Source organism: Muricauda sp. MAR_2010_75, assembly GCF_000745185.1.
GTDB lineage: Bacteria > Bacteroidota > Bacteroidia > Flavobacteriales > Flavobacteriaceae > Flagellimonas.
Genome location: NZ_JQNJ01000001.1, coordinates 2,456,186 through 2,478,400 on the forward strand (window position 1 = coordinate 2,456,186; position 22,215 = coordinate 2,478,400).

The 22,215-nt window shown below is 41.6% G+C and carries 24 protein-coding genes; 17 read left to right on the plus strand and 7 right to left on the minus strand.

The features are described from left to right. Positions 1–51: 51 nt before the first annotated feature. On the minus strand, positions 52–945 hold the full coding sequence (gene gldA / locus FG28_RS10920; RefSeq protein WP_036382725.1) for a gliding motility-associated ABC transporter ATP-binding subunit GldA: 894 nt from the start codon (positions 943–945) through the stop codon (positions 52–54). Positions 946–1,288: 343 nt separating this feature from the next. Between gldA and FG28_RS10925 the strand changes: the two genes are divergently transcribed. The 5 genes from FG28_RS10925 to FG28_RS10945 all read left to right on the plus strand — a co-directional run bounded on the left by FG28_RS10925 (position 1,289) and on the right by FG28_RS10945 (position 6,052). Beyond that, on the plus strand, positions 1,289–2,119 hold the full coding sequence (locus tag FG28_RS10925; protein WP_036382728.1) for a prephenate dehydratase: 831 nt from the start codon (positions 1,289–1,291) through the stop codon (positions 2,117–2,119). Beyond that, positions 2,116–3,261 carry a pyridoxal phosphate-dependent aminotransferase gene (locus FG28_RS10930; RefSeq protein WP_036382729.1) on the plus strand — a complete coding sequence of 382 codons (1,146 nt, stop codon included), beginning with the start codon at positions 2,116–2,118 and terminating at the stop codon, positions 3,259–3,261. Before FG28_RS10925 ends, FG28_RS10930 begins: the two co-directional genes overlap by 4 nt. Before the next feature lie 31 nt (positions 3,262–3,292). Further along, positions 3,293–4,153 (plus strand): prephenate dehydrogenase, encoded by an 861-nt coding sequence (locus FG28_RS10935; protein ID WP_036382731.1) that lies wholly within the window; start codon positions 3,293–3,295, stop codon positions 4,151–4,153. Positions 4,154–4,161: 8 nt separating this feature from the next. Further along, entirely contained in the window at positions 4,162–5,244 is a 1,083-nt protein-coding gene (locus FG28_RS10940) for a bifunctional 3-deoxy-7-phosphoheptulonate synthase/chorismate mutase type II (protein WP_036382734.1), read from the plus strand. 133 nt (positions 5,245–5,377) lie between these two features. Continuing rightward, positions 5,378–6,052: a head GIN domain-containing protein gene (locus FG28_RS10945; RefSeq protein ID WP_036382736.1), complete on the plus strand. Its 675-nt coding sequence runs from the start codon at positions 5,378–5,380 to the stop codon at positions 6,050–6,052. A gap of 66 nt (positions 6,053–6,118) precedes the next feature. On the opposite strand, the gene FG28_RS10950 is transcribed toward FG28_RS10945, so the two are convergent. Then, positions 6,119–6,559, minus strand: a complete 441-nt coding sequence (locus tag FG28_RS10950; RefSeq protein ID WP_036382738.1) for a hypothetical protein — start codon at positions 6,557–6,559, stop codon at positions 6,119–6,121. 94 nt (positions 6,560–6,653) lie between these two features. Between FG28_RS10950 and rsgA the strand changes: the two genes are divergently transcribed. The 10 genes from rsgA (at position 6,654) to FG28_RS11000 (ending at position 15,688) form a co-directional block, all read left to right on the plus strand. Further along, positions 6,654–7,595 carry a ribosome small subunit-dependent GTPase A gene (gene rsgA / locus FG28_RS10955; protein WP_036382740.1) on the plus strand — a complete coding sequence of 314 codons (942 nt, stop codon included), beginning with the start codon at positions 6,654–6,656 and terminating at the stop codon, positions 7,593–7,595. Further along, complete coding sequence (dtd, locus tag FG28_RS10960) at positions 7,592–8,044, plus strand: D-aminoacyl-tRNA deacylase (RefSeq protein WP_036382742.1); 453 nt, start codon at positions 7,592–7,594, stop codon at positions 8,042–8,044. Before rsgA ends, dtd begins: the two co-directional genes overlap by 4 nt. Next, entirely contained in the window at positions 8,044–8,370 is a 327-nt protein-coding gene (locus FG28_RS10965) for a nucleotide pyrophosphohydrolase (RefSeq protein WP_036382745.1), read from the plus strand. The genes dtd and FG28_RS10965 overlap by 1 nt, the downstream gene beginning before the upstream one ends. 71 nt (positions 8,371–8,441) lie before the next feature. Continuing rightward, entirely contained in the window at positions 8,442–9,671 is a 1,230-nt protein-coding gene (locus FG28_RS10970) for a 3-phosphoshikimate 1-carboxyvinyltransferase (RefSeq protein ID WP_036382746.1), read from the plus strand. Between the two features lie 86 nt (positions 9,672–9,757). After that, positions 9,758–10,807, plus strand: coding sequence for a tRNA preQ1(34) S-adenosylmethionine ribosyltransferase-isomerase QueA (gene queA, locus FG28_RS10975; protein WP_036382748.1), 1,050 nt, complete (start codon positions 9,758–9,760; stop codon positions 10,805–10,807). A 75-nt stretch (positions 10,808–10,882) separates the two neighbouring features. Next, a complete protein-coding gene (gene rlmN, locus FG28_RS10980; RefSeq protein WP_036382750.1) occupies positions 10,883–11,923 on the plus strand; it encodes a 23S rRNA (adenine(2503)-C(2))-methyltransferase RlmN in 1,041 nt (346 codons plus the stop codon). 216 nt (positions 11,924–12,139) lie between these two features. Further along, on the plus strand, positions 12,140–13,114 hold the full coding sequence (locus tag FG28_RS10985) for a polyprenyl synthetase family protein (RefSeq protein WP_036382752.1): 975 nt from the start codon (positions 12,140–12,142) through the stop codon (positions 13,112–13,114). 110 nt (positions 13,115–13,224) lie between these two features. Further along, positions 13,225–13,800: an RNA polymerase sigma factor gene (locus tag FG28_RS10990; protein ID WP_036382755.1), complete on the plus strand. Its 576-nt coding sequence runs from the start codon at positions 13,225–13,227 to the stop codon at positions 13,798–13,800. A 5-nt stretch (positions 13,801–13,805) separates the two neighbouring features. Then, entirely contained in the window at positions 13,806–14,531 is a 726-nt protein-coding gene (locus FG28_RS10995) for a hypothetical protein (RefSeq protein ID WP_036382762.1), read from the plus strand. 86 nt (positions 14,532–14,617) lie between these two features. Continuing rightward, on the plus strand, positions 14,618–15,688 hold the full coding sequence (locus tag FG28_RS11000) for a hypothetical protein (protein WP_036382763.1): 1,071 nt from the start codon (positions 14,618–14,620) through the stop codon (positions 15,686–15,688). A 42-nt stretch (positions 15,689–15,730) separates the two neighbouring features. On the opposite strand, the gene FG28_RS11005 is transcribed toward FG28_RS11000, so the two are convergent. Together FG28_RS11005 and FG28_RS11010 are read right to left on the minus strand one after the other, a co-directional pair. Further along, positions 15,731–15,973, minus strand: a complete 243-nt coding sequence (locus FG28_RS11005; RefSeq protein WP_036382765.1) for a zinc-ribbon domain-containing protein — start codon at positions 15,971–15,973, stop codon at positions 15,731–15,733. 36 nt (positions 15,974–16,009) lie between these two features. Then, complete coding sequence (locus FG28_RS11010) at positions 16,010–16,363, minus strand: DUF6150 family protein (protein ID WP_231562619.1); 354 nt, start codon at positions 16,361–16,363, stop codon at positions 16,010–16,012. Positions 16,364–16,482: 119 nt separating this feature from the next. Here FG28_RS11010 and FG28_RS11015 point away from each other — a divergent pair, with 119 nt between their 5' ends. Continuing rightward, complete coding sequence (locus FG28_RS11015; RefSeq protein WP_036382767.1) at positions 16,483–17,112, plus strand: 2OG-Fe(II) oxygenase; 630 nt, start codon at positions 16,483–16,485, stop codon at positions 17,110–17,112. 2 nt (positions 17,113–17,114) lie between these two features. Here the strand turns inward: FG28_RS11015 and FG28_RS11020 are convergent, their stop codons facing one another. The 3 genes from FG28_RS11020 to FG28_RS11030 all read right to left on the minus strand — a co-directional run bounded on the left by FG28_RS11020 (position 17,115) and on the right by FG28_RS11030 (position 20,063). After that, positions 17,115–17,426, minus strand: coding sequence for a hypothetical protein (locus tag FG28_RS11020; RefSeq protein WP_036382774.1), 312 nt, complete (start codon positions 17,424–17,426; stop codon positions 17,115–17,117). Between the two features lie 14 nt (positions 17,427–17,440). Beyond that, entirely contained in the window at positions 17,441–19,291 is a 1,851-nt protein-coding gene (locus FG28_RS11025) for a Xaa-Pro dipeptidyl-peptidase (RefSeq protein ID WP_036382776.1), read from the minus strand. Positions 19,292–19,415: 124 nt separating this feature from the next. Next, positions 19,416–20,063: a hypothetical protein gene (locus FG28_RS11030; RefSeq protein ID WP_156102264.1), complete on the minus strand. Its 648-nt coding sequence runs from the start codon at positions 20,061–20,063 to the stop codon at positions 19,416–19,418. Between the two features lie 146 nt (positions 20,064–20,209). Here FG28_RS11030 and dnaG point away from each other — a divergent pair, with 146 nt between their 5' ends. Next, positions 20,210–22,183 (plus strand): DNA primase, encoded by a 1,974-nt coding sequence (gene dnaG / locus FG28_RS11035; protein WP_036382781.1) that lies wholly within the window; start codon positions 20,210–20,212, stop codon positions 22,181–22,183. Positions 22,184–22,215: the final 32 nt, after the last annotated feature.

Consider the following 22,215-nt stretch of genomic DNA (forward strand, 5'->3'; position numbering starts at 1 on the left):
CTTCAACGCAAAAATACCACATTTGAAATGGTTGAAAACTGATTTTGGATTCTATGCGGTAAGTTCCGAAAACAAGCTCTCCAGATTCTTATTTTTCCGACTCAGTTGAAGGGTTTTCAATTTGTTGTCATGGGCAAAGTCAAATACCGCTGGACGCATATCTTTGGAGGTGGCAAACGTAATTTCATAAACAAAGCCCCCAATATTTTTTACGTTGGAAACGTTGGGCAATTGGTTGAGCAGTTGTTCTTCCACCCGATAATCGAACTCCACTTCAATGATTTGCTCTTCCGTTTCTCGGAGTTCCTCCAATCTTTTGTCCGCCACCAGTTTTCCTTTATTGATAATGATGACCCGATCGCAGACCGCTTCTACTTCCTTCATGATGTGTGTGGAGAGCAATATGGTCTTTTCTTTCCCAATTTCCCGAATGAGTTTTCGGATTTCCACCAGCTGATTGGGGTCCAAACCTGTGGTGGGTTCATCCAAAATTAATACTTCGGGGTCATGTAACAAGGCCGCGGCCAATCCTACACGTTGACGATATCCTTTGGATAGCTGTCCAATTTTTTTGTGGGCTTCAGGGGTAAGTCCAGTTTGGGCAATCACTTCACCGATTTTAGATTTTGGCACTTGGTACACATCGGCATTGAAGGCCAGATATTCCTTTACATACATCTCCAAATACAATGGATTGTGCTCGGGCAGGTAGCCAATGCTCTTTTGTACAAGTTTTTCGGCTGTCAACACATCAAACCCATTCACTTCGGCATCACCCGTATCGGCTTTGTAATAGGTAGTCAAAATCCGCATCATGGTGGATTTTCCTGCACCATTGGGTCCCAAAAAACCAACAATTTCTCCTTTGTTGATGGAAAAGGAGACGTTGTCCAGTGCTTTTTGTTGGCCAAAGGTCTTGGTGATATTGGTTACGGTGATGGACATTGCATTTATTTTGAATTCAAAAATACGGTTTTAGAAGTTTTGATTCACATGGTGTAATTGGATCATAGGATGAATGGAATTCTTAAAAAAAGCATGCTTCCTCAAAATAATATGCAGTGAACTCGGATTTTTTGAAAAAAATCAAAAAAATTTTTGCAAGCGCTGTTAGTTTTGGATTGATTGGCTATCTTAGCCGCAGATTTTTATAATAATGACAAGAACGTATTTCTGGAACGGTTTTTATTTTTACTTCTTTTTTCAAAGAGGTACGGGACTGTTTTGAATACGATTAAAGTATATAAACATGTAAAGTCCCGGTAAAAATCGGGGCTTTTTTTTTGCCATGGGTTTAAAAATAGCCATACAGGGAATTAAAGGATCCAACCACCATCAAGTGGCCAAGGATTTTTTTGGAGAAGAAATTGAATTGCTCGAATGCCTCTCCTTTGATGCAATCATTGATCATTTATTGGATGGAACAGCGGACAAGGGCATCATGGCGATAGAGAATTCAATTGCAGGTTCCATTATTCCAAACTACAATTTGGTGTATCACAATAAAATACATGTAATAGGAGAGCACTATTTGAGTATCCATCATAACCTTATGGTGTTGAAAGGAACCTCTTTTGAGGACATCAAAGAGGTCCATTCGCATCCTATGGCCTTGTTACAGTGCAAGGAATTCTTCAAAGAATATCCACATATTAAGTTGGTGGAAAGTGTGGATACGGCAGAAACGGCAAAACGCATCAGGGATGAAAAATTAGGGCATATTGCAGCCATTGCACCAAAGATGGCCGCAGAATTGTACGATTTGGATATTATTGCCCCAGAAATCCAAACGATAAAAAATAACGCTACCCGTTTTATCATTCTAAAGAAACAGAATAAGGTTTTACCCAAAGAGGAGATTAATAAGGCTTCATTGCGATTTATCACAGATCATAAACGCGGAAGTTTGGCCACGGTTTTAAACGTGATGAGTGATTGCAACCTTAACCTGACCAAAATTCAGTCGCTTCCCGTGATTGAAACACCTTGGAAATATGCCTTTTTTGTGGATGTCACCTTTGAGGAGTATGAATATTTTTCAAAAGCCAAGGCATTGTTGGAAATCATGTCGGAGGATTTTACGGTTTTGGGCGAATATAAAAATGCATTGTTGTTATGATCACAGCAGATAGGTTACATAGCGTACAGGAATACTACTTCTCCAAAAAATTGAGGGAGGTTAGAGGATTGATGAACCAAGGGAAGCCCATCATCAATATGGGGATAGGAAGTCCAGATTTGGCACCATCGCCCCAAGTTTTGGAAACCTTACGGGATTCCATTATGGATAATGGGGCGCACCAATATCAAAGTTACCAAGGGTTGCCCCAGTTGCGGGAAGCTATTGCCGATTTCTATCTTCAGAAATTTAATGTGTCGGTCGACCCCAATACGGAAATATTACCGTTGATGGGGTCCAAGGAGGGTATCATGCACATTAGCATGGCTTTCTTGAACGTAGGCGATGAGGTGTTGCTGCCCAATCCCGGCTATCCAACCTATGGCTCAGTGACAAACTTGGTGGGTGGGGTGCCCGTGACCTATGATCTTACATTGGAAAATGGATGGTTCCCCGATTTGGAGGAACTTTCCAAGAAAGATTTATCGAAAGTTAAGTTGATGTGGGTCAGTTACCCGCACATGCCCACTGGAGCTACGGCGACCAAAGAGCAGTTGAGCGACTTGGTGGATTTCGCCCAAAAGCATAAAATTTTATTGGTCAATGACAATCCGTATAGTTTTGTGTTGTCCAATAACCCTACAAGTATTTTGTCCATTGAAGGGGCCAAAGATTGCACCTTGGAACTGAATAGCTTGAGCAAGACCTTTAACATGGCCGGATGGCGCGTGGGAATGGTTTTGGGGAATGAGGAACATATTAATGCTGTTCTCAAGGTGAAGAGCAATATGGATTCTGGCATGTTCTACGGTATTCAAAAAGGGGCTGTGGCAGCCTTGCAAAGTGGACCGGAATGGTTTGAAGAGTTGGATAAGGTATACACCAAAAGAAGGGGATTGATGTTCCAATTAGTGGAGAAGCTAGGCTGTACCTATGATAAAAAGGCCGTTGGCATGTTTGTGTGGTGCAAACTTCCCGAAGGAGCTCCATCTTCTGAGGAATTTATCGATCAGGTGTTGTACGACAAAGACATTTTTATTGCACCGGGAACCATTTTCGGAAGTAATGGAGAAGGATATATTCGTTTTTCACTCTGTGTGAAAGAGGAAAAAATAAAAGAGGCCATAGAAAGATTTAATTAAACTGTCCCTTTGAAGGGACCTTAGGGGTGTTATGAACATAGTTGTTATAGGTATTGGATTGATTGGAGGTTCTTTTGCCAAGGATGTAAAGAAATTATATCCCGAAGTACAAATTACCGGGGTTGACAAAAGTGAAGCCCACTTGGATGAGGCCTTGGAATTGGGACTCATTGATGGGAAAGGAGACTACGGTTCTTTGGCCTCGGCCGATTTGGTTTTTGTTAGTATTCCGGTAAATGCGCTGGTACAGGAGCTGCCCAAAATCTTGGATGCCGCTGGTGATGAAACTGTTGTGGTTGATGCAGGTTCCACCAAAAGTTTGATTTGCGAATCTGTTGATAATCACCCCAAACGCCGGAATTTTATGGCCTGCCACCCAATTGCGGGTACGGAGTTCTCTGGGCCATCTGCAGCCATTGAAGGCTTGTACGATGGAAAGACCAACATTATCTGTGAGGTAGAGAAGACCGCTTTTAAGCTTCAGGAACGGGCTTTGGCCATTTTTCAGGAGTTGAATATGCGCATTCGTTATATGAATCCTGAAGCGCATGATAAACACATCGCCTATGTATCCCATTTATCACACATCAGCTCATTTATGTTGGGAAAAACCGTAATTGAGAAAGAAAAAAATGAGCGTGATATTTTTGACATGGCGGGGAGTGGTTTTGAAAGTACCGTTCGTTTGGCAAAGAGTTCACCAGACATGTGGACCCCCATCTTTGAACAGAACAAGGACAATGTGGTGGAGACGTTGGAAGAGTACATTCAAAACCTGATAAAATTCAAAAAGCTGATTGAGGAGAATGATTTTGAGAGCGTACATCAAGAAATGAACAATACCAATAGAATAAAACAAATATTAAAAGGAATACCACTTACAAAAAAATAGAGCGTATTATGGAAAACAGGAAGGAAATGAGAAAATGGCTGGATGATATGAACTTGGGTCATCCACTGGTTATAGCAGGCCCCTGCAGTGCGGAAACCGAAGAGCAGGTGCTGAAAGTAGCCCATGAATTAAAGGATACCGACGTGAGCTACTACCGTGCCGGAATCTGGAAACCCAGGACCCGCCCAGGCAATTTTGAAGGAGTTGGAGCCATTGGATTGAAGTGGTTGCAAAAGGTAAAGGAAGAAACCGGACTTAAAACGGCCACTGAAGTGGCCAATAGAGCGCACGTTGATTTGGCTTTGGAACACGACGTTGACCTGTTATGGATTGGTGCCCGATCTACAGTGAGCCCATTCATTGTTCAGGAAATCGCGGATGCCTTGGAAGGTACGGAGAAAATTGTGTTGATCAAGAATCCGGTGAATCCAGATTTATCTTTGTGGTTGGGTGCTGTGGAACGACTGTACTCTGCCAACATTGAAAAATTGGGGGTGATCCACAGAGGATTTTCAACCTATGAAAAAACCAAATACCGAAACATTCCAGAATGGCAATTGGCCATTGAGTTGCAGACCAAATTTCCTGATCTGCCCATCATCAATGACCCAAGCCATATTTCTGGGAAACGTGATTTGATCTTTGATGTATCGCAGACCGCTTTGGATTTAAATTTTGATGGTTTGATGATTGAGACCCACTGCGACCCAGACAACGCATGGAGTGATGCTGCCCAGCAGGTAACCCCAGAAAGATTGGTACAGATCATGAAAGACCTTCGTATTAGAAAAGAAACCGATGAGGAAGCTGAATACAACAACAAATTGAGCAACTTAAGGGCTCAAATAGATGTATTGGACAATCAGTTGATCGACCTTTTGGGAAAACGCATGAAAGTTTCCGATGGCATCGGTGAGTTGAAGAAGCAAAAGAACGTTGCTGTGTTGCAAAGCAATCGATGGAATGCCATTTTGGGCAATATGATCTTGGAAGGCGAACAGCGCGGATTAAGCGAAGAATTTGTGTTGCGAATGTTCAAGGCCATTCACCAAGAATCCATTAACCACCAGGAGAAAATCATCAACGCTTAGTAAATCACTAAGTCATATTTTAAGACTGTTTGGAAGAAGAGAATAGAAAACTCCGATTCCAAACAGTTTTTTTATCTTCAAACTGTAACAATGGAGAAAGGATGAACTCTTTACAGACGTAAATAACACTATCATGAGAAAATTCTATACCCTTTGTTTGTTGTTGCTCCCCATGACCTTCTTTGCCCAACGTATGATTGATACCGAAGTGGGCGAATTTAACAAGATCAAAGTTTTTGATTTGATCGAAGTGAATCTTATTCAATCTGATGAAAACCGAATAACCATAAAAGGATGGAATGTGGATGACATTATATACACCAATAAAAATGGAGTCTTGAAACTTCGGATGCAATTGGACAAAAAGTTTCAAGGTGAGGATACTTTTATTGAAGTTTATTATACCGACTTAGAGGTAATCGATGGCAATGAAGGCGCCAAAATTACCTGTAATGAATTGGTGACGAAAAGTAGAATTGAGTTGAAAGCTCAAGAAGGAGCAAAAATTCGAATTGGAATGGATGTTGACCATGCTGATGTTCGAGCGGTCACTGGAGGTATTGTTGAAGCATCGGGTTTGGCCAAAAACCAATCGATTGTCATTAATACCGGTGGAATTTTTGATGGAAGAAATCTGAGAACTTCCAGCACGGACGTAAAAATATCAGCAGGAGGAGAGGCTGATGTGTTTGCATCGGAGTTGGTGGACATTAACCTTAAGGCTGGTGGCGATGTAACGGTCTATGGAAATCCCAAAAGAGTCCATAAAAAAACCTTTGCCGGGGGTAGGGTTTATATGCGTGACTGATTTAAAAAATAAAAAAAGCCCTTTATTCAATAAAGGGCTTTTTCATGTCAAGCTGTAACTGACTAATTATTTCCTGAAAATATATCTGGTAATGAAAATACCTTGTCCGTCGCCTTTACCACCTTCACTTTCAACGCCACTCACAACAAACGCCAATTCCCATCCGTTGGTTATCATGTCATTGATCATAGAGGTGATCACAGCATCATTGGCCGCGATGTTTTGGAAGCGGATACCACCCAAATTATAGAAGTTCAATAATTTGGTTTCTTCAAAATTCTTTACTCGGATTTCACTTCGGTCAGATTTGTTCCTTGTATTGTCGTCTTCCGTCTGTACACTTGTAAATTCTTTGTAATCTTTGTCCTCAAGGGCGTTGATGATTCTAGATCTACCAAGGCCATTGGGCACAATAGATTCCACACTGGTGATGACCTTGTACTGTTGGGCATTCATACTGAATGCGGCAGCTAGGGTTATCACTGCGGTAAAAATGATTTTTTTCATGATAAATAAGTTGTTGATTGTTAAAACTATAGACAAAGATATACGCACAAAAAGAAGGATTATTGTTTCTTTGCAATGAAAATATGAACAAATAGTGAACGGAACTGTTTATAAGTCAACGGGAAGTTGGTATACCGTAAAGTCCAAAGACGGGAAATTTTACGAATGCCGTATTAAGGGGAAGTTCCGTACCCATGGAATTAAGAGCACCAATCCGATAGCTGTGGGAGACCATGTGGTGTTTAAACTGGAAACTATTGGAGATGAGACTGTTGGGGTGATTTCGGAAATCAAGGAGCGGAAGAATTATATCATCCGTAAGTCGGTTAAACTCTCCAAACAGACCCATATTATTGCCGCCAATCTAGATCAGGTTTTTTTGTTGATCACTTTAAATAACCCTACCACCTTTACCAGTTTTATAGACCGATTTTTAGTAACGGCCGAAGCCTATGATATTCCCGTGGTATTACTGTTCAATAAGATGGACGTGTATGATAATGAGGAAATGGTAGAAGTAAGCTATTTGGTCCAGTTGTACTCCAATATTGGTTACCATTGCATCGAAATTGCCGCCAAAGAGGGAAAGAATGTGGATAAGGTGAAGGAATTGATGCTAGATAAAACAAGCATGTTTGCCGGACATTCCGGAGTGGGAAAATCCACCTTGGTCAATGCCTTGGAACCAGGCCTTAGACTAAAGACTGCAGAAATTTCGGAACAGCATCTACAGGGTCTGCACACCACTACTTTTGCCGAAATGTACGACCTTTCCTTTGGTGCACGTATCATTGATACCCCTGGTATAAAAGGATTCGGAATTGTGGATATGGATGAAGATGAGATTGGGGATTATTTTCCTGAATTCTTTAAGTTGAAATCAGAATGCAAGTTCAATAATTGTTTGCATTTGGATGAGCCTAAATGTGCGGTGAAAGAAGCTTTGGAAAATAACGAGATAGCTTGGAGCCGATATAGGAGCTATGTGCAAATGGTGACTGGGGAAGAGGAAAATCCATATCGAGAGCGGTCATGAGAGCAGTCATTCAGAGAGTATCAAGAGCAAGTGTTACTGTAGAGGAAAAAATTATTTCTTCCATTGATGATGGACTTTTGGTGTTGTTGGGCATAGAAGATGCCGATGGAACGGAGGACATAGAGTGGCTCTCCAAAAAAGTAGTCAACCTACGAATTTTTAATGACGATGAGGGAATAATGAACCGTTCCGTACTGGATGTTGATGGAGACATCATTGTGGTAAGCCAATTTACACTGCACGCCCAGACCAAAAAGGGCAATCGGCCTTCCTATATCAAGGCTGCGAAACCAGATGTGGCCATTCCCATGTATGAAACATTTGTAAAAAAGCTAGAAGAAGATTTGGGAAAAAAAGCGGGTACGGGAGTCTTTGGGGCCGACATGAAAGTGGAGTTACTGAACGATGGTCCGGTGACCATTATTATGGATACAAAAAACCGAGAATAATGAATATTAAGAATGCCCAAAAAGCCGTAGATGAATGGATTAAGAACCATGGAGTTCGCTATTTCAATGAATTGACCAATATGGCGCAACTCACAGAGGAAGTAGGGGAAGTGGCCAGAATCATTGCCCGCCGGTATGGTGAACAAAGTGAAAAAGAATCCGATAAGTCCAAAGATTTGGGCGAGGAATTGGCTGATGTGCTCTTTGTGGTACTCTGTTTGGCCAACCAAACGGGAATTGATCTTCAAGAAGCCTTTGACAAAAAACTGGACCTTAAGGCCAAACGGGACCATGACCGACATCAAAATAACAAAAAGCTCAAATAAAGTTGGCTGCTTAAGGGGACATTAGTTGGGTTTTTTCTAGTTTTGGACCTTTATTTCAAACCAAGAGAGCATTGAGACTTCAGCTTACCATACCTCAGGAAAAAATCATTAAAAAAAGCATTCAAATCACGGGCTCCAAAAGTGAGACCAACCGCTCTTTATTGCTTCAGGCCCTTTTTCCAAATCTGAAAATAGAGAACCTTTCCAATTCGGATGATGGTGAGGTCATGCAACAAGGACTCAAAAAAACTACGGGAGAGGTGGACATCCACCATGCGGGTACCGCCATGCGATTTTTAACGGGCTATTTTGCTTCGCAAGAGGGTAAAGAAGTGGTCCTTACAGGGTCGAAGCGTATGCAGGAGCGGCCTATCAAAGTTTTGGTGGATGCCCTTCGCGAACTGGGCGCCGACATCCGATATGTAAAGAATGAAGGTTATCCGCCTATCAAGATAACAGGAAAGAAATTGGTCAAAAACAAAGTCTCGCTTCCGGCCAATATCAGCAGCCAGTATATTTCATCCTTACTTTTGATCGCGCCCAGTCTGGAAAATGGCCTGGAATTGGAATTGGTGGGGAAAATCACTTCAGTCCCTTACATTAAAATGACCTTGGCCCTTTTGGAGCAAATTGGCGTGAACACCTCTTTTGAAGGCAATCATATAAAAGTTGATTCAAAAGATACGGTTGAAGATGCCACGTTGGTGGTAGAATCGGATTGGAGCTCCGCCAGTTATTTTTACAGTATTGTGGCGCTATGCGATGTGGGAACAGAAATTCGGTTGTCCTCCTATAAAAAGGATTCCTTGCAGGGCGACAGCGTTTTGGCTAAGATTTATTCCGATTTTGGAGTTGAAACCTCGTTTTCCAAAAATACCATCACCTTGACCAAAATCTCAAATAATATTCCATCAAAGGTGCAATACGATCTTTCCAATGCTCCAGATACGGCCCAGACCATTGCGGTGACTTGTTTGGGATTGGGCATAGGATGTCATCTTACCGGATTGCACACCTTGCCCATTAAAGAGACCGATCGTTTGGCCGCCTTGCAGACCGAGCTCTCAAAATTAGGGGCCCAAGTGGACATTGATTCGGAAAGTTTGACCCTTCACCCAACGGAAAACATTACACCCGATGTGGCCATAGACACCTATAACGATCACAGAATGGCCATGGCCTTCGCTCCATTGGCTTTGCGAACAGCGTTGTTTGTCAATGATGCCGGAGTGGTTTCAAAATCCTACCCTGATTTTTGGAAAGACCTCACCACGCTGGGTATCGGTATCCAAGAAGTGTAAATGACATTTAATCACCAAATTACTTGACATCCCCTATGCTGAGGTTGTATATTTGCCATCTTTTAAAAAAATCAAAATAAGTCTACATGAAATTATCAAACTTCAACTTTGAGCTTCCTAAAGAATTATTGGCCGAATACCCTTCAGAGAACCGGGACGAGTCAAAATTGATGGTAGTTCATCGGGATTCAGGAAAAATTGAACATAAAATGTTCAAAGACCTAATTGATTATTTTGATGAGGGAGATGTAATGGTGTTGAACAATACCAAGGTATTTCCTGCAAGACTTTATGGGAATAAAGAAAAAACAGGAGCCCGCATTGAGGTGTTTTTATTGCGTGAGTTGAATCAAGAGCAACGTCTTTGGGATGTGTTGGTAGACCCTGCCAGAAAAATCAGGATTGGTAACAAACTGTATTTTGGTGAAGATGAAAGTTTGGTGGCCGAAGTTATTGATAACACCACATCCAGAGGAAGGACCTTGCGTTTTCTTTATGACGGTTCTTATACGGATTTCCGAAGAAAATTACGGGAATTGGGACAAACCCCATTGCCAAAATACATTAAAAGGGATGTTGAACCAGAAGATGAGGAAAGATACCAAACCATTTATGCCAAGTACGAGGGAGCTGTTGCTGCACCAACGGCAGGTTTGCATTTCTCCAAGCATTTGTTGAAGCGTTTGGAAATAAAGGGAATCGACTTTGCAGAGGTAACCTTGCACGTGGGCTTGGGTACCTTCAACCCCGTGGAAGTGGAAGACCTTTCCAAACATAAAATGGACAGCGAGGAATTGGTTATCGATGAAAAAGCAACGGAGATTGTAAACTCAGCAAAGGAAAACAAAAGAAAAGTGTGTGCCGTGGGAACAACGGTAATGCGTGGTTTAGAGAGTGCGGTGTCTTCTGAGCATACGTTGAATACTTTTGAGGGGTGGACCAACAAGTTCATATTCCCTCCTTACGAATTCAGTATTGCCAACTGCATGATCACCAACTTTCATTTGCCAAAGTCTACATTGTTGATGATGGTATCGGCATTTGCAGGGCATGATCTCATTAAAAAAGCATACAAACAAGCTATTTTGGAGGGGTATCGTTTTTACTCTTACGGAGATGCCATGTTGATTCTGTAAATTAGAAAATTTCTATAATCGGAAATCCCGTTTGATTCAGAATCGGCGGGATTTTTTCTTGACTATCTTTATCCAATGGAAACCAAGAAGAAGGACATACGTGCATTGACCAAGGAACAGCTCCGCGACTTTTTTGTGGTGCAGGGCGATAAGGCTTTCCGGGGTAACCAGGTGTATGAATGGCTATGGCAAAAATCTGCCCATTCCTTTGAAGCCATGACCAATATTTCCAAGGAAACCCGACAAATGTTGGAGGACAATTTTGTGATCAATCACATTCGGGTAGATCAGATGCAGCGCAGTTCGGATGGGACCATTAAAAATGCGGTTCGTTTGCACGATGGCCTTGTAGTCGAGTCTGTTTTGATTCCCACGGATACAAGAACAACAGCCTGTGTTTCCAGTCAGGTAGGGTGTAGTTTGGACTGTCGGTTTTGTGCCACTGCCCGTCTAAAACGCATGCGCAACCTTAATCCCGATGAAATTTATGACCAAGTTGTGGCCATTGACAATGAAAGTCGATTGTATTTTGACCGTCCGTTGAGCAATATCGTGTTCATGGGCATGGGTGAGCCCTTGATGAACTACAACAATGTATTGCAGGCCATAGAAAAGATCACGTCGCCTGAAGGATTGGGGATGTCGCCCAAGAGAATCACCTTGTCCACTTCTGGTGTGCCCAAAATGATTCGGAAAATGGCCGATGAGGAGGTGAAATTCAAACTGGCGGTTTCCCTGCATTCTGCTATTGATGAGGTTCGGACTTCCATTATGCCTTTTAATGCCACTTTTCCTTTGAAGGATTTGCGGGAAGCCTTGGAATACTGGTACAGCAAGACCAAAAACCGAATTACATACGAATATGTGGTTTGGCAGGGCATCAACGACACCCAAGAAGCTGTTGACGCCTTGGTCAAGTTCTGCAAGTTCGCACCATCCAAAGTCAACCTGATTGAATACAACCCCATTGATGACGGTGAGTTTCAGCAAGCTTCTGAGAAAGCTATAAAAATGTATCAAGATACCTTGGAGAGAAATGGGATTATTGTTACCGTTCGTAGGTCCAGGGGAAAGGATATTGATGCTGCCTGCGGGCAATTGGCCAATAAGAGTTAGTTTTTAGGAGATGGGAATTTTGTTTTCTAAAGATATATTTTCAATAACCAATAACCCTTCACCAAAAATCCTTTTACCCTTCACCCATTACCCAACCAACCCTGCAACTTACCGATACTTTTGTTCAGGTGGCTAAATCTTCTAAGATACTTCCATCAACTCTATCATTTTCGCTACTTTTAGGCTTTTAAAACCAAACTCGCCAAACCCGTCACGTTGAAGATAGTTTCTCAGATTAGGGAGCCCATAGAAGAGGAAATGGAACTTTTTGAGGAGAAGTTTCTCAAATCCATGTCGTCCAAAGTGGCGTTGTTCAACCGAATTACCTATTACATCGTTAACCGAAAGGGTAAGCAAATGCGGCCCATGTTCGTGTTTTTAACGGCAAAGTTGCTCAATGGAAAAGTGAATGATCGCACCTATACCGGAGCGTCCATCATAGAATTGATCCACACTGCAAGTTTGGTCCATGACGATGTTGTGGACGATAGCAACAAACGCAGGGGCTTTTTCTCCATCAATGCCTTGTGGAAGAATAAAATTGCTGTTTTGGTGGGGGATTTTTTATTTTCCAAAGGACTCTTGGTCTCCTTGGAGAATAAAGATTACGACCTACTCCATATTATTTCCAATGCGGTAAGGGACATGAGCGAAGGCGAGCTGCTACAAATTGAAAAAGCCCGACTTTTGGACATTACCGAAGAGGTGTATTACGATATCATCCGGCAAAAAACAGCCACACTTATTGCGGCCTGTTGCAGTATGGGGGCTTGCTCCGTGAAACCTGATTCTGATGAGGTGGAAACCTTTCGGAAATTTGGGGAACTCTGTGGGATGGCATTTCAAATTAAAGATGATTTATTTGATTATGGTGCTGAAAAGATTGGTAAGCCCACAGGTATTGATATTAAGGAGCAGAAAATGACGCTTCCTCTAATCTACGCCCTGAACCATAGCGACAAGGAAAGAAAGAAATGGCTGATCAACTCCATCAAAAATCACAATAAGAACAAGAAACGAGTGAAAGAAGTGATTTCCTATGTCAAGGAAAAAGGAGGATTGGACTATGCGGTCACTAAAATGTTGGAATTTAAGGACGAAGCCTTGGCTATTTTGGACAACTACCCCGATTCTGAATACAAAAGTGCGCTTACTCTTATGGTCAACTACGTGGTAGATCGAAAGAAATAAATATTTAAAAACCTGAACATCAAATAAATACCTTATTTTTTTATTTTCAGGCAACTATTTGTGTTTATATCCCGTCTATTAAGATAGAAGCACTTTTATAAACCAAACTTTTGAAGATTATCGCGCTACATAGCAACGAAAATCAATTGATTAGAAAATCGATTAAAGGAGACCCGCAGTCTCAAAAGTTGTTGTACGACAGGTATGCACCCAAAATGTTGGGTGTTTGTAGGCAGTACATTAAGGACCTTCATTTTGCGGAGGACGTAATGATCAATGGTTTTGTAAAGGTTTTTAACCACTTGAACTCTTTCCAGAACAAAGGAAGTTTTGAGGGGTGGATCCGAACCATTATGGTTAGAGAAAGTATTTCGTATTTGCGTAAAAGACAATTTGTGGTTTATGATGACGATACCGTGGAAGCCAACGGTGAATTTACATCAAAAAATGATGGTCTTTTGGATGTGGAATATGTGCAACACCTTATCGATGAGTTGCCAGAAGGCTACAAAGCAGTGTTTTTGTTGAATGCCATTGAAGGGTATGGGCATAAAGAGATTGCTACGATGTTGGATATATCCGAAGGGACTTCAAAATCGCAATTGTTCAAGGCCAGAAAGATGCTTCAAGAGAATTTAAGTTTAAAGGGAATGTCGCCCAAGTCACATTCGGCGGGTAAAAAATAGAGGATATGGATAAACTCGAAAAACATATCAAGGAGAAACTGGAGGAACGAACCATTGTCCCATCACCAGGTGCCTGGGATAAAATCACTTCACAAATTAAGGAACAGTCGCCAAGAAAAAGGAATACGTGGTTTCCCTATGCCATAGCCGCAAGTGTTGTGGGTGTTGTGCTGGTGTCGGTTTTCTTTTTTGCCAAGGACAATCTTGAAGAGGAACAAATCCAAGTTGTGGACACAGAGATTAAAACGGAGAGCGAAACCCGGTCAGTTGAAACAACTATTGAAGAACGTATACAAAAGGAAAATTCCCAAGTAGCGGAAATAGAAATTGAATCGATAATTCCCGAAAAAAAGGAAGAACTGAACCCACAACGATCAAATTACAATTCGGAAGTTGCTGTACAAGAAACGAAACAGCCGTTGCAGGATGAGGTTAAAATAAATTCGGATAAGTTGATTGCGCAAAAACTGGAAGAAGTGGTGGCCCAGGTGGAACTCATGGAAAGTATACAGCAGGATGTTACCGATGCAGAGGTGGATTCGTTATTGCGAGCAGCACAACAACAGATTTTAACCAACAAGTTTTTCTCCAATAGTGGTTCGGTGGACGCGATGTCGCTGCTGGCCGAAGTGGAGGATGAGTTGGACGAATCGTTCCGAGATCAAATTTTTGATGCCCTAAAATCAGGGTACTTTAAACTGCGTACTGCGGTGGCAGACCGAAATCAATAGAATTATTCATCAATCAAGACAGACCTTCTACAATTTCCCGTCCACAATGGGCGGGAAAGAAGGAGGTTGCGAATCAAAAAAAAATCATGAAAACAGTTACATTTTATTTGGCAGCTTTATTTGTCTGCCTTGTTACCCAGCATGTGTTTGGGCAAGAGGACTATCAAAAGAAAATCGAAAAATTAAAGGCTGAAAAAGAGCGTATTATTGAGCAAGAGAAAGATGCACTAAAGTTTGAAGTCAAGGACATCAACAGTCGTTTGGAAGATGGTACTATCTCGGAAAGCGAAGCAAAAATATTGAAAGAAGAAGTTGCTAAAAGACGTGCATTAAATATTGAGAACCGTATTGCAATCATTGATCATAAAATAGTCTGGCTAGAACGTAATGAAGGTGATGTGCTGACATTGGTGGAAACGGATTCCCTTGATAACGAGGATATGAACTTTGGACTGCTCATTGATGGAAAGCCTGCTTTCATTTTTAATTCAAAAAGATGGAAAAGAGATATTAAATATGATAGACGTACCTATTCGGATTTTGTTTTGGCGGTAGGGTTGAACAATGCATTGATAGAGGGGCAATCCTTGGACGACACTCCATACAAAATTGGTGGAAGTCGATTTTTTGAAATGGGCTGGCAATGGCGGACAAGGGTTTTTAAAAATTCCAATTGGTTGCGGTTTAATTATGGGGTTTCATTTCAATTTAATGGATTAAAGCCAGATGGGAACCAAATATTTGTCCAAGATGGGAACCAAACTGTTTTGGAGGAGTTTGAATACGATTTGAGCAAGTCCAAGCTTCGAATGGATAATCTGGTGTTTCCTGTTCATTTTGAGGTAGGCCCTTCCCGTTTCCGAAAATCGGAGCACACCATACGGTATTCCATTAGAAATAAATTTAGACTTGGTTTTGGGGGATATGCAGGCTTTAATTTGGGCACCCGTCAAAAGTTGAAGTATACTAGGGATGGTGAAAAGGTAAAGGATAAATTAAAGAGGGGGTACAATACCAGCAATCTTATATATGGTGTAAGCAGCTATTTTGGGTTTGATGGAATGTTACTTTATATAAAATACGATTTGAACCCCATTTTTAAAGATGCGGCCATAGAGCAGAACAATATATCACTTGGCTTTCGATTCGATATTTAATCTTGATTTAATGAAAAATGGGTGGGTCAATCCTGCCCATTTTTAGGCCGATAATGCTCGTTCCATCTCTAGGGTGAATTCCTCTTTGTGGTACACTTTTTTGCAATGCGAACATTCCGCATAGCGAATATTGTTTATTGTAAAAATGGGAATCCAGAACAGATGGGCATAGTTGGGCTGGACCACTGCGGTTAAGGTTCCTGTTTGGTTGCAATGTGGGCAATTTACGTTGGTAAGCACCTTGGTTTCTTTCTTGCCAGGCCTATTTCCAAAGAAAAGTATCATACTACAAATTTGAATTGCAAAGATATTGTATTTCAATTATCCCTTGATCGGGATGCTAAGTTTGCTTCTTATTTTCTCGTTTCGCCATCCTGCCCTGTAGTCTCTGTCCACAAAGAAAATTTTCAGGTCAGATTTGTAATCCCTATCTACAAAGAAAACTTTTACATCGGCATTGTATTCCAAATCGGTAAAATACCATAACCCTGCATTATCTTTTGCTTTATAGTCCCTGTCCACCTTGAAGACCAGAAGATCAGCTTTGTAGTCCCTATCCACTACAAAAATATTAAAATCAGCATTGTACTCTGCTTTTACCTCAAATATGCGTTGGGCCCGTAAATTTTGAAAAAGAAAAAGCACTATGGTAAGCGTTAGGATTTTTTTCATCATAATGTAATGTTCAATTAAGTGTTATCACCATTTGAGACCAAACAAAAATCTTACCAAAAAAAGCTAGGGGCTGCTTTGTGCTTTTATTTATTTTCTACATTCGCACACATTTTTTGCACTTGAATACGTATCACAGTTTAGAGCAATGGTTTTCTTGGATGGATGACCTCTCCAGTAAGGATTATGTGGTGATTGACCATTTTTTTCGGGATACATTGTATGCTGAGATCAAGTCTTTTTTTCTGGGTGAACTCTCAAATTTTACCGAAGCGGGAATCGGAACAAGCTCTGATAACCAAATCAATAAAAATATAAGGGGCGATTTTACCTATTGGTTGGACCGAAAAAGGGATGTGCAATTAGAATCTTTTTGGGGTTTAGTGGATGAAATTATCCATATGTTCAATCGGTATTGCTTCCTGAGTCTTTCGGGGTATGAGTTCCATTTGGCACATTATCCTTCTGGAGGCCATTACGACAAACATTTAGACCAATTTGAAAATAGGAACAACCGAATGATTTCGGTAATTATTTATCTCAATGATGGATGGCAAACAGGGGACGGAGGGGAGCTGGAAATTTTTGAAAAAGACGGTTCAAGCTTCTTGGTGGAGCCCTTGGCTGCCCGTTGTGTTATGTTTAAAAGTGCAGAGGTGCCCCATGCCGTGCTCCAAGCCCATAAGAGTAGGTTTAGTGTTACAGGATGGTTGTTGCACCAACCTTCAGCTATTGGGCGATTTTTGGGTTAAGCTCAATCTTTATGACTGGGTATTTGCCGAATAAGCTCTACATTTTGGCTATGTTCAGCACTGTAGGACATCACCATCGTCCCTTTGGTGCCATCATTGGCTTCAATGGCAAAAACGGTGGTTTGATCCCCTGGATTGGTCATACCTTCAAATCGATAAGAACCTAAAATTTTAAGCTCGTTCGGTTGGTACTGCTTTTTAGAGTACAGCGCTTTTATGAAGTTGTCCTCAGCCTCAAAATCTTCGGTAAAGCCTTCTTCTTGGGTAAGCGTGTTGACTGCTTCTGAAAGCGTGTCGAAATTATAATTTTTCATGTTACATCATTTTTTCATTCATCTTCGTAAGTTGCCATAATGTAAGATTTTTTTCCTCCAACAACGGGCAAAGTAATTGTGGTGGCATCCAAATCAACGGTCAGCTCAGTGCCAGGTTTTGGCCAAAGTGTAAATTCCTTATCACTGGAAAAAATCATCAATCCAATCTGCTGTCCAGCCGGAATAATCTGGTCATCCGGCATTAAATCAAAGGCGACCTCGTAGAATTTGTTGGGAACCAGAGGTTTACTCTCGGTAAGGGAGCGGTAGTTTTGTGGGTCTGCCCATCCGCGTGTAATGATATTATCCGTAATCTTCGTTCCCCGGTCCTCGGTCCAGGGTAGGGAAACCAACCAAACGGAGAGATTGGCAGCAGGTTTGCTGCTGGATAGTTTTACCGAAATTTTTGGAATACCGGAAATGTGGATTTCTTCTTTTAAGGGTGGAGTAACATAAATCAACCGGTGGTTTGTGAATTCCGCTTGGGCCAACGCAGATCCTGAAAAGGAATAATTGTCTACCAAGGTTTCCTTTCCTTGTTTTGCGGGTTTGTTGCTCGTCAATCCTCCGTGTGCGGGAGCTCCCTTTGTTAAAAAAAGTGTAACATCTGAAGCATCTGGGTTGGGATAATCCTTGTACGAAGTTGGATGACCCCTTTCATCATCCTCACGGACAATCCAAGCTTTTGGGTCTTTTTCCACCCCATTTTCCACCCCAAACAGATAGCGGGTGAACCAACGGTTCATCATCTCGACCGGTGGTGGTCCACCGTGCCCGTTCTGGTGATAATAAATTTGAACGGGGAGGCCCATTTCCCGGGCCTTGTCATAGATTCTATAGCTGTGTTCGGGCATTACGTTCCAATCGTTGAATCCGTGGGACATCAACAAAGCGGCCTTCATTGGGGCCATATCGTTTAAATAATCACGTTCGGCCCAAAACTCATTATAATCCCCAGTAACACGATCTTGCCCATTTTTCATTTCAGTGTCACGGATGACTTTATTATTTCTTGCCCTTTTCGACTCGTCTCCACTGTGTATAAAATCGTAGAGCACGTCAATATCTTCCCCTAGATATCCACCGGGAGACCGAACCAATCCATTGGAGCGGTAATAATGATAATAGGAAGTATTGGGAGCAATTGGGATGATGGCTTCCAAACCTTCAACACCGGTTGTGGCGGCTGCGAGGGGCAAGGTGCCATTGTATGAGGTGCCGGTCATGCCCACTTTTCCAGTGGACCAATACGCTTTAACTTCTTGGTTTCCATCACGTTCAGTATACCCTTTGGCACGTCCACAGAGCCAATCGATTACGGCTTTTGGGGCAAGGGACTCGTTATCCCCACCTACGGTGGGAGCTCCATCGGAAAGGCCAGTTCCCGGCGAAGACGAATGCACTACAATGTAACCTCTGGGCACCCAAGTTCGGATTTGGGAGTTTGAAATTACTGGGCGTTCCCCAAGGCGTTGCACTTCGGGGTGTTGCCGTGGTTTTCCCATTTCGCCCAATTCGTGTTTTACATCCCAAAATATACCATCTCCTAAACCTGCTGTGCCGGCATAGTACGGACTGGATTCATATACCACGGGAAGTTGTAATCCCTCGGTTTCTGTTTGTTTGGGACGTGTAACATCCACATGCATCCTGTCCAATTTCCCATCCCCATCAGAATCAAAAGTGGTTTCTACCCACAGGTCATGCCGAATCCAATTTTGGGAATCGGCAAAAGCCTCAACAACCTGCGCCTCACCATTTTCAAAAACAGGTGTGACTTTTTCGGCCATTTGGGCAAAAGCACCAGAGATTGAAAATATTAAAAGTAAGACCGAAGCCCACAGTATGTTTGATTTATTTCTCATCATCTTTAGGTTTCAAATTATGAATATCCAGAGTATAAGTAAAAGTGTCGGATGTTTCTTAATTTGCTTCTAAGATAAGAAATCTTCTAGGCCCAATTGGGTTACAGCTTGTCAAAAAATGGGGTTAGTCGGTAATTATTTCTAGCTCACCATCTGCATGGTTATATCTAGCTCTAAGCTTGTTTCCATCAACCACACTACTTTCTTGGCGACTTTGATCATAATAGTCTATTTCAACCTTGTGTGGTAACCCATCTAGTCCAAGTGCTACGTCATCAAAAGAAAAATTAATTTCATTTTTTGAAGTGGTTATATTAACATACTTTGGTATGCTAAGGTAATCACCATCCACTATGGCACACATATCAAGATACCCCAAGTATTTAACCTCTTCTTTTTTAATATGATATATTGCAGTTCCCCAACATTCCTCCGCACCACTGGCAACTAGTGTTATAGTCCCATCCTCGGTTTTTTCGGTCTCAAAAAAATAAGGGGACATGTAATACGCATCTCCACCTCCCTTGGTTTCATAGATTTTGTTTTTTTGTTGATCTAGTACAATCATTCTTAGTCCATAATAGCCATCAGGGTCGGTATCTTCTCCAATCAAATAACTATACCCATTAAACAAATGTGCATGATGAATGTTGAAATTTTTTATGGAAATATCTGATGTAATATCATCGGTCTCACAGCGGTGGAATTTTCTGGCTTGCCCTAATACCATAAATGATGTTATAAACAGGAATAGACTGAAAATTACTTTCATGGTTTTGATTTTAAATACAAAAAGAATTTTTTTATTTTATTATTTACATTGGAATTCATGAATTCACCTTTTGATCTGATGAATAATATCGACTCCCAAAAATTTCTTTTTATTTACCTTTAACAGCTCTTTCAACGCAAAGTCACTTGATTTCAAAAACTACCATAGACAACGTATATGAAACCGCCCGGGTCGAGGAGGTGATTGGTGATTTTGTGCAGTTGAAGAAATCTGGCTCCAACTTTAAGGGACTGAGCCCTTTTTCGGATGAAAGGACCCCAAGTTTTATGGTATCCCCTGTTAAACAGATTTGGAAGGATTTTAGTAGTGGTAAGGGTGGAAATGTAGTGGCTTTTTTAATGGAGCACGAACATTTTACCTATCCAGAAGCCATTAAATACCTGGCCAAGAAATATAACATTGAAGTAGAGGAGACCGAGCAAACCAATGAACAAAAAGAGCAGGCCAATGAGCGGGAGAGCATGTATTTGGTATCGGAATATGCCCAAAAGTATTTTACCAAAACCCTTTGGGAAACCGAACCGGGCAAAGCCATAGGACTAAGTTATTTTAAAGAGCGTGGTTTTACGGATGAGACCATAAAAAAGTTTGGTTTGGGTTATAGCTTGGACGAATGGGAAGCTTTTACCAAAACCGCTTTGGATGAAGCCTATCAGTTAGAATTTCTGGAGAAAACCGGACTCACCATCGTAAAGGAACAAACTGGGGGAGAGAAGAAAACCTTTGACCGTTTTAAGGGGCGCGTCATGTTTCCCATCCATTCCATGAGTGGCAGGGTTCTGGGGTTTGGTGGACGAATTTTGGGAAATGACAAAAAAGCGGCCAAATACCTCAATTCCCCAGAGAGCGAGATTTACCACAAAAGCAAGGTGCTCTACGGCATCTATTTTGCCAAACAGGCCATTGCCAAAGAAGACAACTGCTATTTGGTGGAAGGCTATACGGATGTCATCCAAATGTACCAACGTGGGGTGGAGAATGTGGTATCTTCCAGTGGAACGGCCTTGACCCCGGAACAGATAAGGTTAATCAACAGGCTTACCAAAAACATCACTGTACTTTTTGATGGGGATGCAGCCGGATTGCGGGCTTCCCTTCGCGGAATTGACTTGATTTTGGAACAGGGCATGAACGTAAAGGTCTGCACCTTTCCAGAGGGAGAAGACCCCGATAGTTTTGCCAAAAACAATACCTATGAGGACTTGGTGCTCTATTTGGAAGAGAATGCCAAGGATTTTATTCAGTTTAAAACTTCTTTATTGGCCAAGGAAGCGGCTAATGACCCCATAAAAAGGGCTGATACTGTGCGGGATATTGTAAACAGCATCAGCAAGATTCCAGATCGTATCCAAAAAGAAATCTACATTCAGGAATGTGCCAAGATCATGCAGATTTCAGAAGAGGTGTTGTACAATACCTTGGCTCAAATCGACAAAAAGCAGGTCACCGATGCCAATAAAAAGCTAAAACAGGAACGGAAGACCTTTGAAGTGGTCAAAAATGACCCTGTGGTGGAAAAAGTGGATGTGCTTTATGAGTTAGAGCGAAAAATTATTGAAGTACTCTTGTTGTATGGGAACCAGGAGCAGGAGTTTGAGGATTTGGTATTGAAGGAGAATGAGGAAGGGGAGCTGGTTTTGGAGCCCGAAGTGGTGGAGGCAAAAGTGTATGAAAAAGTGTTTTTGGACCTTCAGGAAGATGAAATTGAACTGACCAACGAACAGTTCAGGTCCATTTATTACAAACTCATTGAAAACCTGAACGAGAATAAGGCCTTTGCCGTCAATACCTTTATGACGGAGTTGGAGCAAGAAATGGTTCCTGAAATTTCTTCCATTTTAATGGAAGAGGAGCAATATATGTTGCATGATTGGGAACGAAAGGATATTTATCCAAAAGAGAAAAAAAATGGGGTGGCCCAACTGGTAGGAGAGACCATTCTTACCCTACGGTGCAATTTGATTAAAAACCGAATTCAGAAATTACAGGAGCAGACCCAGGACCATACCGGCGACAATACGGAGATTTTGGAGGAAATCGTGAATTACCTTCAGTTGAACAAGTTGCTGAACGCTAAATTGAATCGGGTACTGTCTTAAAAAAGAAATCCCGGACAATTTGCCCGGGATTT